The sequence below is a fragment of the Enterobacter sp. ODB01 genome, from assembly GCF_001623605.1.
Taxonomy (GTDB): domain Bacteria; phylum Pseudomonadota; class Gammaproteobacteria; order Enterobacterales; family Enterobacteriaceae; genus Enterobacter; species Enterobacter kobei.
Map to the genome: position 1 here is coordinate 2,708,041 of NZ_CP015227.1, position 14,909 is coordinate 2,722,949.

The 14,909-nt window shown below is 57.7% G+C and carries 13 protein-coding genes; 5 read left to right on the top strand and 8 right to left on the bottom strand.

The features are described from left to right. Positions 1–6: 6 nt before the first annotated feature. From A4308_RS12840 to rutA, 5 genes are read right to left on the bottom strand one after another with little or no spacing between them, the layout of a single operon-like run. Positions 7–597 (bottom strand): malonic semialdehyde reductase, encoded by a 591-nt coding sequence (locus A4308_RS12840; RefSeq protein WP_045281261.1) that lies wholly within the window; start codon positions 595–597, stop codon positions 7–9. A gap of 9 nt (positions 598–606) precedes the next feature. Beyond that, positions 607–1,407 carry a pyrimidine utilization protein D gene (rutD, locus tag A4308_RS12845; RefSeq protein ID WP_023338236.1) on the bottom strand — a complete coding sequence of 267 codons (801 nt, stop codon included), beginning with the start codon at positions 1,405–1,407 and terminating at the stop codon, positions 607–609. Positions 1,408–1,414: 7 nt separating this feature from the next. Further along, complete coding sequence (gene rutC, locus A4308_RS12850; protein WP_045281260.1) at positions 1,415–1,801, bottom strand: pyrimidine utilization protein C; 387 nt, start codon at positions 1,799–1,801, stop codon at positions 1,415–1,417. Between the two features lie 11 nt (positions 1,802–1,812). Next, positions 1,813–2,502: a pyrimidine utilization protein B gene (gene rutB, locus A4308_RS12855; protein ID WP_014883310.1), complete on the bottom strand. Its 690-nt coding sequence runs from the start codon at positions 2,500–2,502 to the stop codon at positions 1,813–1,815. Then, the gene (gene rutA, locus A4308_RS12860; RefSeq protein WP_014883311.1) at positions 2,502–3,593 is read right to left on the bottom strand and encodes a pyrimidine utilization protein A; all 1,092 of its coding nucleotides are present in this window, start codon (positions 3,591–3,593) and stop codon (positions 2,502–2,504) included. Before rutA ends, rutB begins: the two co-directional genes overlap by 1 nt. A gap of 243 nt (positions 3,594–3,836) precedes the next feature. On the opposite strand from rutA, the gene rutR reads away from it, so the two are divergent. Continuing rightward, positions 3,837–4,475 (top strand): HTH-type transcriptional regulator RutR, encoded by a 639-nt coding sequence (gene rutR, locus A4308_RS12865; RefSeq protein ID WP_014883312.1) that lies wholly within the window; start codon positions 3,837–3,839, stop codon positions 4,473–4,475. On the opposite strand, the gene A4308_RS12870 is transcribed toward rutR, so the two are convergent. Together A4308_RS12870 and putA are read right to left on the bottom strand one after the other, a co-directional pair. Further along, positions 4,472–4,867, bottom strand: coding sequence for a lysozyme inhibitor LprI family protein (locus A4308_RS12870; protein WP_014883313.1), 396 nt, complete (start codon positions 4,865–4,867; stop codon positions 4,472–4,474). The genes rutR and A4308_RS12870 overlap by 4 nt on opposite strands. 102 nt (positions 4,868–4,969) lie before the next feature. Then, entirely contained in the window at positions 4,970–8,932 is a 3,963-nt protein-coding gene (gene putA, locus A4308_RS12875) for a trifunctional transcriptional regulator/proline dehydrogenase/L-glutamate gamma-semialdehyde dehydrogenase (protein ID WP_014883314.1), read from the bottom strand. A gap of 422 nt (positions 8,933–9,354) precedes the next feature. Between putA and putP the strand changes: the two genes are divergently transcribed. Both putP and A4308_RS12885 read left to right on the top strand, forming a co-directional pair. Continuing rightward, entirely contained in the window at positions 9,355–10,863 is a 1,509-nt protein-coding gene (putP, locus tag A4308_RS12880) for a sodium/proline symporter PutP (protein ID WP_063308633.1), read from the top strand. A gap of 117 nt (positions 10,864–10,980) precedes the next feature. Continuing rightward, positions 10,981–11,400, top strand: coding sequence for a DUF3574 domain-containing protein (locus A4308_RS12885; protein ID WP_014883316.1), 420 nt, complete (start codon positions 10,981–10,983; stop codon positions 11,398–11,400). Between the two features lie 69 nt (positions 11,401–11,469). On the opposite strand, the gene A4308_RS12890 is transcribed toward A4308_RS12885, so the two are convergent. Continuing rightward, a complete protein-coding gene (locus A4308_RS12890) occupies positions 11,470–12,654 on the bottom strand; it encodes a NupC/NupG family nucleoside CNT transporter (protein ID WP_014883317.1) in 1,185 nt (394 codons plus the stop codon). A gap of 251 nt (positions 12,655–12,905) precedes the next feature. Here A4308_RS12890 and efeU point away from each other — a divergent pair, with 251 nt between their 5' ends. Together efeU and efeO are read left to right on the top strand one after the other, a co-directional pair. Further along, positions 12,906–13,739 carry an iron uptake transporter permease EfeU gene (gene efeU, locus A4308_RS12895; protein ID WP_014883318.1) on the top strand — a complete coding sequence of 278 codons (834 nt, stop codon included), beginning with the start codon at positions 12,906–12,908 and terminating at the stop codon, positions 13,737–13,739. A 40-nt stretch (positions 13,740–13,779) separates the two neighbouring features. Next, a complete protein-coding gene (gene efeO / locus A4308_RS12900; protein WP_045281258.1) occupies positions 13,780–14,907 on the top strand; it encodes an iron uptake system protein EfeO in 1,128 nt (375 codons plus the stop codon). Positions 14,908–14,909 lie beyond the last annotated feature (2 nt).

Genomic DNA, 14,909 nt, shown 5'->3' on the forward strand with positions numbered 1-14,909 from the left:
TGCTCCTTACGCCAGCCCGCAGGCATCTTCGAACGCCAGACGCGGCAGGCGTCCGTAAAGTTTGTTCGTATCACCATAGCCAATGTTGATCAGCAGATTGCTTTTAAGCAGCGTGCCGGTGAAAAAGGCCTCGTCGACCTTTTGTCGGTCAAAGCCTGACATCGGGCCGGTGTCCAGCCCGAGGGCGCGACAGGCGAAAATCAGGTAAGCAGCCTGCATTGAGCTGTTGCGAAATGCCGTCTCTTCGGCGAGCGCCGGGCTGGTGGTAAACCAGCTTCTGGCATCGCCGTGCGGGAACAGTTCCGGCAGGCGCTCATAAAACTCGCTGTCCCAGGCAACAATCGCCGTGACCGGCGCGGTGAGCGTTTTTTCCAGATTGCCGCTGGAGAGCGCCGGGCGCAGCGTCTCTTTTCCCTCTGCGCTGCGCACAAACACGATTCGCGCCGGGGAGCAGTTGGCGGAGGTTGGGCCCCATTTCATCAGGTCGTAGATTTCGCGCAGCGTCTCGTCACTGACGGGCAGATTCTGCCAGCCGTTGTGGGTACGGGCGCCGGTGAATAGCGTTTCGCGCGCCGCAGGATTAATGGCTTCGCTCATTAAAGCTCCTTATAAAGCGGGTTCAGGACTGTGCAGCAGGCTGGCAAGCCCGTTCAGCAGCAGGGTGTTAAAGGTGTTCGGTTCGGTGACGTTGCAGGCATGCCCGCCCTGGCGCATGACCACGCTGTGGCTGCGTGGGAGAGCCGCCTGTAGCTCAGTCGAGCAGACAGAGGGCACCAGCATGTCGTCGGCTGAACAGATGAGGTGTACCGGACAATGAATACGCGCGGCGTGGCGGCTGAAATCCGCTTTCTTCAGGGCGCTGAGCCTGTGCAGCAGGTTGCTTTTGCCCTGGAAATGGGCCAGCGCCAGCGCTTCTTCGGCCTCCAGGCGGGGCGCACGAGCAGCCATCCAGTCTGCCGGGTAGAGAAACAGCGGCTGCGCCTCTACCCACGCCTGCGCGCCGCCGGAATGCAGCAAACGCTCGCGGATCTGAAAACAGCGTCGGGTATGGGCGTTGAGGGTTAGCCAGCCGTTGACGCACACCAGCGCGGTGAGCGCATCAGGTCTGTCGAGGGCCAGCTGTAGCCCGATCAGCGCGCCCAGCGCATGACCGACCACGCAGTAGCAGGCAATTCCGGCTTCAGCCAGCGCTATGGCCAGTTCGTCCGCCATTTGCGCCAGGCTATAGCCTTCCGGCAGGGTATCGCGGTTATTACCCGTCCCCCGCTGGTCATAGCACACCACCTGATACTCCGGCTCCAGCGCGGCCAGCTGGGGCAGCCAGTAGCTGCCGCTGCCGCCGAGACCGGCAATGAGGACTACCACGGGTGCCCCCTCATACGGGGGCGGTGAGACGGAGAGTTTCATGGCCGCCTCACTTCGCAATGTGCGCAACGGTGGCAATTTCAACCAGCGCGTCCGGCTTTACCAGCCCGCACTGAATACAGAACCGGGCCGGCTTATCGCCGGGGAAGAACTCGGCGTAGACCTCGTTAATCGCGGCGTAGTTTTTCCAGTCGGTGATAAAGATGCTGTTGAAGGTCACATCCTCCATCGTGCCACCCGCCGTTTCGATCACGCTTTTGATCGTCTCCAGCACGTGGCGGGTTTGTGCCTTTGGGTCGTTGATAAACACCACGTTGTTGTCTTTATCAAACGGCAGCGTACCGGAGACATACACCACGCCGTCGGCGAGCGTTCCGGGGACAAACGGGGCAATCGGTGTGCTGGTGCCCGGCGGAATAATCACGGATTTCGGCATCGTCGTTCTCCTCAGGCGATACGGGCGAGCGGCGGATTCAGGGCATCGCAGAACGCTGCGACGTTACTCACCCAGCCAAAAAAGGTTTCGATATTGAACAGGGCCGCTTTCTGCGCGAATTCCGGCCCGGCCTGATGGGTCGCGTCTTCCAGTACCACGCCAAAATACTCAAGGAAAAAGCCGTCGCGCAGGGTCGACTCCACACAAACGTTGGTGGCGATGCCGGTAAAGACCAGGTGACGAATGCCCCGGCTGCGCAGCAGGCTGTCGAGCGGGGTGTTGAAAAAGCCGCTGTAGCGCGGTTTGGGCAAGACAATATCACCTGCCTGCGGGACCAGCTCGTCCACCAGCTGATAATCCCAGCCGCCTTTTGCCAGCAGCTTGCCCTGCAGTTCTGGGTTTTTGCGCATCGTTTTCAGGGCGTTGGACTTGTGGAAGTTGGGCGAGCCGGGGCCACCGGCCTCCACGTACTGGTCGTCCCAGCCGTTCTGGAACCAGACGATGAGCATGCCGGCTTCCCGTGCGGCGCTGACGGCGGTGTTGATGTTCGCAATGACCGGCTGCGTGGCGGAGACGTCGAACCCCGCCAGATCCAGATAACCCCCTTTACTGGCGTAGGCGTTTTGCATGTCCACCACGATCAGCGCGCTCTGCTGCGGCGCAAAGGTAATGGCTTCCGGGCGAGCGTTTAAGGTCGTCATTACGCAACCTCCTTCGTGACGGCAGGAATGTGGGCGCGGCATTGCATCAGCGGCTGGATGCGCTCGCCGAAGGTTTCCACACCGGTGAGGAAATCATCGAAGGTCAGCAGAACGCCCTCTGCGCCGGGTACGGCGGCGACTTCGTCGAGCATTCTGGCAACGCTGGCATAGGATCCAACCAGCGTGCCCATATTGATATTGACGGCGGAGGTGGGGTCAGCCATCTGGCGGACGTTGGTGTCTGCACCGGAACGGGTATCTTTCTGGCTCTGCTCGGTAAGCCAGCTCAGGGCCTCCTCGTCGGCACCGTCTTTGTAACACTCCCATTTCGCGCGTGCGGCCTCGTCGGTTTCGTCGGCAATCACCATAAACAGCACGTAGGAGCCCACGTCGCGCCCGGTTTTGTCGGCAGCCTCTTTCATGCGCGCCGCGGTGGGGGCGAAAGCGGCAGGGGTGTTAACGCCTTTCCCGAAGCAGAAGTTAAAGTCGGCGTATTTGGCGGAGAATTCCATCCCCGCGTCGCTCTGCCCGGCGCAGATCACCTTCATCGGCACCGACGGTTGCGGGCTGACGCGGCAGTCGTTCATGGTGAAGAAGTCACCTTTGAAATCGCTTTTGCCGGTGCCCCAGAGATCGCGCAGGACCTGCACGTATTCGGTCAGGTAGTCGTAGCGACGCGAGAAGTAATCGTCACCCGGCCAGAGCCCCATCTGCTCGTACTCCGGCTTTTGCCAGCCGGTCACCAGGTTCACGCCAAAGCGTCCTCCGGAGATCGAGTCGATGGTGGAGGCCATGCGCGCGACGATCGCCGGTGGCAGAGTGAGCGTGGCGGCGGTAGCGTAGATCTGAATCCGCGAGGTGACCGCGGCCAGTCCTGCCATCAGGGTGAAGGACTCCAGGTTGTGATCCCAGAATTCGGTTTTGCCGCCAAAGCCGCGCAGCTTGATCATCGAAAGCGCAAAGTCGAAATGGTAGTGCTCCGCTTTTTGCACGATGGCTTTATTCAGCTCAAAGGTCGGCATGTATTGCGGGGCAGTGGTCGAGATAAGCCAGCCGTTGTTGCCGATAGGTACAAATACGCCAATTTTCATCACGAACCTCTCTTCACTACGTTGCAGGTACTGGCGTTTTTGCAAAGGGAGTGCCAGTTTTGAAAATGACTTTGTTATTAATGTGTTAATCGAAGGTTGGCGTATTGATGCGGTTAAAAGTGGACTAACTGGTCAAAAACATTGCACAGAAAACAGGCATTCATGCGCGATGGGAGTGCAGAATGTCGTGGCGAGACGGGGGTTTTGCTATGCTGAGGGCAACGCAGAATAAGGAGAGCGGGAATGACACAAGGCGCAGTGAAAACACCAGGTAAACGGTCACAGGCAGTCAGCGCCAAGAAGCAGGCTATTCTCAGCGCGGCGCTGGAGACGTTTTCACAGTTTGGCATTCACGGCACGCGGCTGGAGCAGGTAGCGGAGCAGTCCGGGGTTTCCAAAACTAATCTGCTTTACTACTACCCGTCGAAAGAGGCGCTCTATGTGGCGGTGATGCAGCAGATCCTCGATATCTGGCTGGCGCCCCTGAAAGCGTTCCGCGCAGAGCTGGCCCCGCTGGTGGCGATCAAAGAGTACATCCGCCTTAAGCTGGAGGTTTCACGCGATTACCCGCAGGCGTCGCGCCTGTTTTGTCTTGAGATGCTGCAGGGCGCGCCGCTGTTGCAGGCTGAGCTGACGGGGGATTTAAAGCAGCTGGTGGACGATAAGTCGGCGATTATTGCCGGCTGGGTCGCCAGCGGCAAGCTGGCGCCGGTCGATCCGCAACATTTGATCTTTATGATTTGGGCCGCCACCCAGCATTACGCTGACTTTGCGGCCCAGGTCGAGGCGGTGACCGGGAAAACGCTCCAGGATGAAGCGTTTTTCCACAGCACCCTGGAAAACGTACAGCGGATGATTATCGAAGGGATCCGCGTGCGTTAGTTTCCCGGCGGGAGAGGGCAGCTTAAATCGCCCTCTTCACATTGCATCAGCGAGGCCAGAAACGCTTCTCGCTCCGCGGTTTTCTCTGCCAGACACTGATTGACAATCATTGGCTGAATGCTTCCACCTTCCGTACCCGAACCGATAAACGTGCAGTCTGCATCCCGCAGGGTAATCCACGCCTGCTGCGCTTTTTTTAGCAGGTCACGCTGGGGGGCTGCCGCACGTTTGATAGCGGCCTGATACGTCGCGTTGAGCTTCTTATCCGCCGCCTGGTACTGCTGCGCGCTACAGGTGTTCAGTTCAAGCTGGGTGGTGGCGTTGTCGCACTCGTTGGCCAGCGCGCTGGTGCTCAACAGCAGTGCGGCACCTGCGAGAAATACTCTTTTCATCATCCCCTCCGTGTAAAAAAAAGCCGGATGCGCTATGCATATCCGGCCTACGATTCTTAGTAGCCCCGGTAAGCGTAGCGCCACCGGGGAGAGTTTACACGATTAACCGATGGTCATCAGGCTGGCGTTACCGCCCGCCGCCGCGGTGTTGACGCTGAGTGAACGCTCCACGTACAGACGCTCCAGCAGCAGGTTGGTTTCCCCACGCGCAAAGCCCTGTACCGAAACAATCGCCCCGCTGCGGGCCGCCACCTGTTCGCACAGTTCGCGCAGCTGGTCGGAATCACCGTGATAAATCACGGCGTCAAACGGCTGCGTCAGCAGCGCATCGGCCTTCGCGAAGCGAATGCGGGCTGAAACGGCTTTTGGCAGCTGTTTTGCCAGGTCGCGATGCAGCGCATCTTCCGGCCACAGCACTTCACATCCGGTTGCCATCGCGGCAGCCAGCTGTACCAGCGCATCCTGCTCGTTATCCGCTACGCAGAGTACGTGCTCGCGCGGCATCAGCGTCCAGGTGTTGCGCTCGCCGGTTGGCCCCGGAAGCAGACGCTGCGTGCCAGCCTGCGCCAGCTCGCCGTACTGCTGCGCAATGGCACGCAGTTCAGGACGTTTTTCCGCCCAGGCGATCAGCGCTTCAAGCGGCTGCGTCAGCACGGTTTTCAGCTGCGCGTCGACCGGATAGTCTGCGTCCTGACGTGCCAGCGTCACGCCCAGCGCGTTCTCTGGACGGTTCGCCAGCAGACGGTACAGGTAAAGCGGACCGCCCGCTTTCGGACCGGTGCCGGACAAACCTTCACCGCCGAACGGCTGCACGCCCACGACCGCGCCGACCATGTTGCGGTTAACGTACAGGTTGCCCACTTTGGCGCTGCCGGTCACCTGCGCGATGGTTTCGTCGATACGGGTGTGTACGCCAAGCGTCAGGCCATAGCCGGAGGCGTTGATCTGATCGATCAGTTCATTAAGGTTGTTACGGTTGTAACGCACCACGTGCAGCACCGGACCGAAGACCTCTTTTTTCAGCTCGTCGAAGCTTGCCAGCTCAATCAGCGTTGGCGGCACGAAGGTGCCGGTCTGCCACTCGCGGGCATCTTCGCTGTTCTCACGCACCGCCTGGAACACCGGACGGCCTTTGGCGCGCATGGTCTGGATGTGGTTTTCGATATTGGCTTTAGCTTCCGCGTCAATCACCGGGCCGATGTCGGTGGTGAGACGCCCCGGGTTGCCCATACGGCATTCGGCCATCGCGCCGCGCAGCATCTTCAGCGTGTGGTCGGCCACGTCATCCTGCAGGCACAGTACGCGCAGGGCGGAGCAGCGTTGACCGGCGCTGTCGAACGCCGAGGCCAGCACGTCAACCACCACCTGTTCGGTGAGGGCAGAGGAGTCAACGATCATGGCGTTCATGCCGCCGGTTTCCGCGATGAGCGGGGTAGGACGACCCTGCGCATCCAGACGGGTAGCAATATTGCGCTGCAGCAGAGAGGCAACTTCGGTCGAGCCGGTAAACATCACGCCGCGTACGCGGTTATCGGAGGTCAGTTTAGCGCCGACCGTTTCGCCGCGGCCTGGCAGCAGCTGGACCACGCCCGCAGGTACGCCGGCTTCCAGAAGAATGTTGATGCCCTGCGCGGCAATCAGCGGGGTCTGCTCTGCCGGTTTGGCCAGCACGCTGTTACCTGCGGCAAGGGCGGCGGCAATCTGGCCGGTAAAAATAGCCAGCGGGAAGTTCCACGGGCTGATACACACGACCGGTCCGAGCGGACGGTGGGTTTCGTTATCGAAATCATCGCGCACCTGACCCGCGTAGTAGTGCAGGAAGTCCACGGCCTCACGCACTTCGGCGATAGCGTTGCTAAAGGTTTTACCCGCTTCACGCACCAGAATGCCGATAAGCGACTGCATCTGATCTTCCATCAGCACGGCAGCACGCTCCAGAATGGCGGCACGCTCCTGCGGCGGGGTGGCAAACCAGATTGGCGCGTTGTTGACCGCACTGTCCAGCGCCTGATCCACTTCCGCTTCGGTGGCTTCGCGTACATAGCCGACGATATCTTTTGGCTCTGCCGGGTTGATAACCGGCTGCATTTCACCGTCCTCGACGGACTGCTCAAGGATCGGTTTCGCCTGCCATTTCTGCAGCGCGCTGTTGAGCAGGGCAGAGGAGAGGGACGCCAGACGATGTTCGTTCGCCAGGTCCAGACCCGCAGAGTTGACGCGGCCTGCGCCATACAGCTCGCGCGGCAGGGCAATCTTCGGATGTGGCAGACCAATCTGACCTTCCTGGGCCGCCATCTTCTCAACGGCCTGTACCGGATCGGCCACCAGCTCGTCGAGCGGCAGCGTGGTGTCGGCGATGCGGTTTACGAAGGAGGTATTCGCGCCGTTTTCCAGCAGACGACGCACCAGGTACGCCAGCAGCGTTTCGTGCGTACCTACCGGCGCATAAATGCGGCATGGGCGGTTAAGCTTGCCATCCGCTACCTTACCGGTCACCTGCTCGTACAGCGGTTCACCCATGCCGTGCAGGCACTGGAACTCGTACTGGCCAGGATAATAGTTTTGACCCGCCAGGCTGTAGATTGCCGCCAGGGTGTGGGCGTTATGGGTAGCGAACTGCGGGTAGATCAGGTTCGGCACGCCGAGCAGTTTTTTCGCACAGGCGAGGTAAGAGACGTCGGTGTAGACCTTACGGGTATAGACCGGATAGCCTTCCAGACCTTCCATCTGGGCGCGTTTGATTTCGCTGTCCCAGTAGGCGCCTTTCACGAGGCGGATCATCAGGCGGCGACGGCTGCGGCTTGCCAGGTCAATCAGATAATCAATGACGAACGGGCAGCGCTTCTGGTACGCCTGGATAACGAAGCCAATGCCGTTCCAGCCCGCCAGCTCTGGCTCGAAGCACAGTTTTTCCAGCAGATCGAGGGAGATCTCCAGACGATCGGCCTCTTCGGCGTCGATATTGATGCCGATGTCATACTGGCGCGCCAGCAGGGTCAGGGACTTCAGGCGCGGGTAAAGTTCCTCCATCACGCGGTCGTACTGCGCGCGGCTGTAGCGCGGGTGCAGGGCGGACAGTTTGATAGAGATACCCGGACCTTCATAAATACCGCGGCCGTTAGAGGCTTTACCGATGGCGTGGATCGCCTGCTGATAAGAGACCATGTAGGCCTGCGCGTCGGCGGCAGTCAGGGCCGCTTCACCGAGCATGTCATACGAGTAGCGGAAACCTTTGTCTTCCAGCTTGCGGGCGTTCGCCAGCGCTTCGGCAATGGTTTCGCCGGTCACGAACTGCTCGCCCATCAGGCGCATCGCCATGTCCACGCCTTTGCGGATCAGCGGCTCGCCGCTCTTACCGATGATGCGGTTCAGAGAGCGTGACAGGTTGGCTTCGTTATGGGTTGAGACCAGTTTGCCGGTAAACAGCAGGCCCCAGGTGGCGGCGTTAACGAACAGGGACGGGCTGCGGCCAATGTGCGAATGCCAGTTGCCGTTGCTGATCTTGTCGCGGATCAACGCGTCGCGGGTGGCTTTATCCGGAATACGCAGCAGCGCTTCCGCCAGACACATCAGCGCCACGCCTTCCTGTGAAGAGAGGGAAAACTCCTGCAGCAGACCCTGCACCATCCCGGCGCGGCCGGTGGCGGTTTTTTGGTTGCGCAGCTTGTCGGCCAGCTGATACGCCAGGCTGTGCGCCTGGGCGGCAATGGCTTCCGGCAGGCGGGCCTGCTCCAGCAGCATCGGCACGGCGTCGGTTTCGGCACGACGGTAAGCGCCGGTAATGGCGGCACGGCTGACGGATTGCGGCAGGATCTGCTCGGCGAATTCGAGGAACGGCTGGTGGCTTTCGTCACCAGCGGCGGGTGCATCCTCGCTTTCATTGGCGGCACCCGCCAGCAGGGCAGGCAGTTCTGGCAGGCCTTCGTCGCTCTCCAGTCTTTCCAGATAGTTAAAAATCGCCTGCTTGATTAACCAGTGCGGTGTGCGGTCAATGCGGGTCGCTGCGGTTTTAATCCGTTCGCGGGTAGCGTCATCCAGCTTAACCCCCATGGTGGTCATCCCCATGCCAAAACTCCTGTTGTTCTGTAATCGCGTTTTGTAGATGGCATGAAATATCCACCATGTTGCAACTTTGTGCAACCGTGTTAAATGTGACCTGGTTTGCAACCCAGAAAATGAATGGATTGTTAATGATTGGTTAGCTGGAAAAAAGCGCTGGCTTCTGCATGAGAAGCCTGTTTTTATGCGGTACTTAACACTTTTAAAAGGTGCAACCCGTATAAGTGTGAGCGAGTGCAACCTATAGGAAACTCGTATCAAACCGGGGATGAATTTGATGTAAATGCAGTGTTAAATCGTTTGTCAGCGGGATGCGCATACGGCAGGATAGCGCGCCCAATGGAAACACATACACACATCACTACGTTCCGGTGATGACATAACAAGGCAACCCGGACGGTTGTCGCTCGACATTTTGGAGAATTTGAATGGCTATTAGCACACCGATGCTGGTGACATTTCTCGTTTATATTTTTGGCATGATCCTGATAGGGTTTTTGGCATGGCGTTCAACAAAGAACTTTGACGACTACATTCTCGGCGGCCGCAGTTTAGGCCCGATGGTGACCGCGCTGTCTGCGGGCGCATCCGATATGAGCGGCTGGCTGCTGATGGGGTTACCGGGCGCGATTTTCATCTCCGGTATCTCTGAAAGCTGGATTGCCATCGGCCTGACCCTTGGGGCGTGGATCAACTGGAAGCTGGTAGCAGGCCGTCTGCGCGTGTATACCGAAGCGAACAACAATGCCCTGACGCTGCCGGATTACTTCACCGGACGTTTTGAAGATAACAGCCGCATTCTGCGCATTATCTCCGCGGTGGTGATTCTGCTGTTCTTCACCATCTACTGTGCTTCCGGCATCGTGGCGGGCGCGCGTCTGTTTGAGAGCACCTTCGGCATGAGCTATGAAACCGCGCTGTGGGCAGGTGCCGCGGCGACCATTCTCTATACCTTCGTGGGCGGATTCCTGGCGGTAAGCTGGACCGACACCGTGCAGGCGAGCCTGATGATCTTCGCCCTGATCCTGACCCCGGTGATTGTGATTTTCACCGTTGGCGGCTTCGGTGAATCGCTGGAAGTGATCAAGCAGAAGAGCATTGAAAACGTCGACATGCTGAAAGGGCTGAACTTCGTGGCCATCGTCTCTCTGATGGGCTGGGGTCTGGGCTACTTTGGTCAGCCGCACATTCTGGCGCGCTTTATGGCCGCTGACTCTCACCACACGATTGTTCATGCCCGTCGTATCAGTATGACGTGGATGATCCTCTGTCTGGCGGGTGCCTGTGCGGTTGGCTTCTTCGGCATCGCTTACTTCAACAATAACCCGGCGCAGGCAGGTGCAGTAAACCAGAATGCCGAGCGTGTGTTCATCGAACTGGCGGGCATTCTGTTCAACCCGTGGATTGCCGGTATTCTGCTCTCCGCAATTCTGGCGGCGGTGATGTCGACTCTGAGCTGCCAGCTGCTGGTCTGCTCCAGTGCGATTACCGAAGATCTCTACAAAGCTTTCCTGCGTAAAGGTGCGAGCCAGAAAGAGCTGGTATGGGTCGGGCGCTTTATGGTGCTGTTAGTGGCGCTGATTGCCATCGCGCTGGCGGCCAATCCTGATAACCGCGTTCTGGGTCTTGTGAGCTATGCGTGGGCGGGCTTTGGTGCGGCGTTTGGTCCGGTGGTTCTGTTCTCCGTTCTGTGGTCACGCATGACCCGCAACGGCGCGCTGGCGGGGATGATCATCGGAGCGGTGACCGTTATCGTCTGGAAGCAGTTCGCGTGGCTGGGTCTGTACGAAATCATCCCGGGCTTCATCTTCGCCAGCATCGGTATTGTGGTGTTCAGCCTGCTGGGTAAAGCACCGTCTGCCTCCATGCAGAAACGCTTTGCGGAAGCGGACGCGCACTACCACACTGCACCACCGACGAAGCTTCAGGCTGAGTAAAAAAAACTATTCCCTCCTGTAAGCCGGGTAAGCGCTAGCGCGACCCGGCTTTTTTCTTGCCAAAATGCGTAAATTACGTTGATATCGCTGCACTTATAACAATGAGGATAGCGAACAATGACCATCAAAACAGGGCTTATGGCGGCGGCATTATTGATGCTCGCAGGCTGCAACGCACCCGCGCAACACGCGGCAATGGAGACCTGCAAAGCAGATAACCAGATGCAGCAAACCACGCTTTATTTCGGACTGAATCGTCCGGCCGGAGCGCAGATCACCGGCAACGAGTGGCAGCAGTTTGTTGACCAGGACGTGACGCCGCGCTTTCGGGACGGCTTAACGGTGTTTGATGCACGTGGCCAGTGGCTGGGGAATGACGGGAAAGTGGCGCGCGAGCCGAGCAAAGCGTTGATGCTGATCCACGGTAAAGACGCGCAGAGCGAGAAGAATATCGAAGCGTTGCGCGGGATTTATAAATCTCGCTTCGCGCAGGAGTCGGTGATGCGGGTCGATCAGCCGGTGTGCGTGCAGTTTTAAGCAAAATGGCGGGATAGTTTTGTAGGCCCGGTAAGGCGTAGCCGCCACCGGGCACAAACCGCACAAAACTTACAACACTAATCCCGCAAAGCTCGCCGACAGCAGGCTCACCAGCGTTGCGCCGTACACCAGGCGCAGACCAAACCGCGAAACCACGTTCCCCTGCCGCTCGTTCAGGCCCTTGATGGCGCCTGCGACGATACCAATAGACGCGAAGTTAGCGAACGACACCAGGAAGACGGATAAAATGCCCAGCCCGCGCGGTGACATCTGATGGGCAATTTTTTGCAGCTCAATCATCGCCACAAATTCATTTGCCACCAGCTTGGTTGCCATAATACTGCCGGCGTTGAGCGCATCACTCAGCGGAATACCGATGAGCCACGCCAGCGGATAAAACACATAACCTAAAATCTGCTGGAAGCTCATGCCGAATACGCTGGAGAAGAGGGCGTTAACGGCGCTAATAAGCGCGATAAAGCCAATCAGCATCGCCAGAATAATCATCGCTACCTTAAAACCGGCCAGAATATACTCCCCGAGCATTTCGAAGAAGCTCTGGGATTCATGCAGTTTTTCCAGCTTGATATCCGGCTCCGCTTCCGGACGCACCGGATTAATGACGGAGAGAATAATGAAGGTGCTGAACATGTTCAGGATCAGCGCCGCAACGACAAATTTGGCGTCAAGCATGGTCATATATGCGCCGACAATCGACAGGGAAACGGTCGACATGGCGGTCGCAGCCATGGTGAACAGACGGCGCGAGGAGAGATCCCCCAGCACGCCTTTGTAGGCAATGAAGTTTTCCGACTGGCCGAGGATCAGCGAGCTCACCGCGTTAAACGATTCCAGCTTGCCCATACCGTTCAGTTTTGACAGCAGCGTCCCGATAACCCGAATAAAAATCGGCAGGATCCGCCAGTGCTGGAGAATACCAATCAATGCGGAAATAAAAATAATCGGGCAAAGCACGCCAAGGAAAATGAACGCCAGCCCTTTTTCACCCATTCCGCCAAAGACAAAATTGGTGCCTTCGCCAGCAAATTTCAGCAGGGATTCAAAGAAGCCGGAAACGTATTTAATCAGGAATAACCCACTTTCGGCATGCAGGAAAAAGAACGCCAGGGCAATCTCAATAACAATCAGCTGTAAAACATAACGAATGCGAATTTTTCGGCGGTCGAAACTCACCAGCCAGGCGAGCGCAAGAATAATCACCAGCGCCAGCAGGAAATGGATAATCTTAAACATGGTTTATTTTCACTTGGTTTTCGAAGCAGATATTTAGCCACAGCGCTGATTAACCGTAAACGGGCATTTTCGTTATAACTTATAAACGTAATGATTACGTTGACAACTATTATCAGACTTCGCGTTTACAACTCGTCATCAAAACATCCCACATTTCGCTTGTTTTTCTTCTCGGCGTAATGATAATCACTATCACAAGAATTTACCTTTCTTTGCATCAGTTGACCGCGATAAACATTTAAGGTGTCGGCATGTTTGTTCCATTTCTCATTATGTTACGTGAAGGGCTCGAAGCGGCTCTGATTGTCAGCCTTATCGCCAGTTATCTGAAGCGAACCCAGCGCGGACGCTGGATTGGCGTCATGTGGATTGGCGTGTTCCTCGCCGCGGCGCTCTGTCTGGGCCTGGGTATCCTCATCAACGAAACCACCGGCGAGTTCCCGCAGAAAGAGCAAGAGCTGTTTGAGGGGATCGTCGCCGTCATTGCGGTGGTGATTCTGACCTGGATGGTGTTCTGGATGCGCAAGGTCTCCCGCAATGTGAAAGTCCAGCTGGAGCAGGCGGTGGATAACGCCCTGCAAAAAGGCAACCATCACGGCTGGGCGCTGATCATGATGGTCTTTTTTGCGGTGGCGCGTGAAGGGCTGGAATCGGTCTTCTTCCTGCTGGCCGCCTTCCAGCAGGACGTAGGCATCTGGCCGCCGCTGGGGGCAGTGCTGGGGCTGGCAACGGCCGTTGTGCTGGGTTTCCTGCTCTACTGGGGCGGTATTCGCCTTAACCTGGGGGCGTTCTTCAAATGGACCAGCCTGTTTATTCTGCTGGTCGCCGCGGGGCTGGCGGCTGGGGCGATCCGCGCCTTTCATGAAGCGGGCCTGTGGAACCACTTCCAGGACGTGGCGTTTGATCTCAGCAATGTCCTCTCCACACACTCTCTGACCGGCACTCTGCTCGAAGGTATCTTTGGTTACCAGGAGACACCGAGCGTGAGCGAAGTGGCGATGTACTTTATTTATCTGGTGCCGGCGCTGGTGTTGTTTGCGATGCCGCCGCGTACCGGCACACAGGCGACGCGCGTCGCGCCGTAATAGTTGATTTAGTTACAACATACTTTTAAAGGGAAGAGTCATGGCAATTCAGTTCCGTCGTAGTGCGTTATGCGCAGGCATTGCCGCGCTGTTCGCTTCCGCATTTTCCGCCTGGGGGGCCGATGTTCCTCAGGTCAAAGTGACCGTCAATGACAAGCAGTGCGAGCCGATGACCCTCACGGTGAACAGCGGTAAAACCCAGTTCATTATTCAGAACCACAGCCAGAAGGCGCTGGAGTGGGAGATCCTGAAAGGGGTGCTGGTCGTCGAAGAGCGTGAAAATATCGCCCCTGGCTTCAGCCAGAAGATGACCGCCAACCTGCAGCCGGGCGAGTATGAAATGACCTGCGGTCTGCTGACCAATCCTAAGGGTAAGCTGATCGTTAAAGGTGAAGCGACGGCGGATGCGGCGAAAGGCGCTGCGGTGCTGAGCCTGGGTGACGCGATTACCGCTTATAAAGCATACGTTACCAAAGAGACGGCAGATCTGGTGGCGGGCACGAAAGCCTTTACCGATGCGGTGAAAGCCGGTGATATCGAAAAAGCCAAATCCCTTTATGCACCAGCTCGTCAGCACTACGAGCGCATAGAGCCGATTGCCGAGCTGTTCTCAGATCTGGATGGCAGCATTGATGCCCGCGAAGACGACTACGAGCAAAAGGCCGCCGATCCGAAATTCACCGGTTTCCACCGTCTTGAAAAAGCCCTGTTTGGCGATAACACCACCAAAGGGATGGAAAAATACGCCGCACAGCTGAACGGTGACGTGCTGGAACTGCAAAAGCGCATCAGCGAGCTGGCTTTCCCGCCTTCAAAAGTGGTGGGCGGCGCGGCGGGTCTGATTGAAGAAGTGGCCGCAAGCAAAATCAGCGGTGAAGAAGATCGCTACAGCCACACCGACCTCTGGGACTTCCAGGCCAACGTCGACGGTGCGCAGAAAATTGTCGATCTGCTGCGTCCTCAGCTGCAGAAAGAGAACAGCGAACTGCTGGCAAAAGTGGATGCCAACTTCAAAAAAGTCGACACCATTCTGGCGAAATACCGCACCAAAGACAGATTTGAAACGTACGATAAGCTGACCGACGCCGACCGTAATGCGCTGAAAGGCCCGATTACCGCCCTGGCGGAAGATCTCTCTCTGCTGCGCGGCGTACTGGGTCTGGACTAAGC

What these genes read in the sequence shown, in the direction of transcription:
- rutB (WP_014883310.1), bottom strand. Translation starts at nt 2,502, where the DNA reads ATGACGACCTTAAACGCTCGCCCGGAAGCCATTACCTTTGCGCCGCAG.
- rutC (WP_045281260.1), bottom strand. Translation starts at nt 1,801, where the DNA reads ATGCCGAAATCCGTGATTATTCCGCCGGGCACCAGCACACCGATTGCC.
- A4308_RS12840 (WP_045281261.1), bottom strand. Translation starts at nt 597, where the DNA reads ATGAGCGAAGCCATTAATCCTGCGGCGCGCGAAACGCTATTCACCGGC.
- putA (WP_014883314.1), bottom strand. Translation starts at nt 8,932, where the DNA reads ATGGGGATGACCACCATGGGGGTTAAGCTGGATGACGCTACCCGCGAA.
- rutD (WP_023338236.1), bottom strand. Translation starts at nt 1,407, where the DNA reads ATGAAACTCTCCGTCTCACCGCCCCCGTATGAGGGGGCACCCGTGGTA.
- efeO (WP_045281258.1), top strand. Translation starts at nt 13,780, where the DNA reads ATGGCAATTCAGTTCCGTCGTAGTGCGTTATGCGCAGGCATTGCCGCG.
- A4308_RS12890 (WP_014883317.1), bottom strand. Translation starts at nt 12,654, where the DNA reads ATGTTTAAGATTATCCATTTCCTGCTGGCGCTGGTGATTATTCTTGCG.
- A4308_RS12870 (WP_014883313.1), bottom strand. Translation starts at nt 4,867, where the DNA reads ATGAAAAGAGTATTTCTCGCAGGTGCCGCACTGCTGTTGAGCACCAGC.
- A4308_RS12885 (WP_014883316.1), top strand. Translation starts at nt 10,981, where the DNA reads ATGACCATCAAAACAGGGCTTATGGCGGCGGCATTATTGATGCTCGCA.
- rutA (WP_014883311.1), bottom strand. Translation starts at nt 3,593, where the DNA reads ATGAAAATTGGCGTATTTGTACCTATCGGCAACAACGGCTGGCTTATC.
- efeU (WP_014883318.1), top strand. Translation starts at nt 12,906, where the DNA reads ATGTTTGTTCCATTTCTCATTATGTTACGTGAAGGGCTCGAAGCGGCT.
- putP (WP_063308633.1), top strand. Translation starts at nt 9,355, where the DNA reads ATGGCTATTAGCACACCGATGCTGGTGACATTTCTCGTTTATATTTTT.
- rutR (WP_014883312.1), top strand. Translation starts at nt 3,837, where the DNA reads ATGACACAAGGCGCAGTGAAAACACCAGGTAAACGGTCACAGGCAGTC.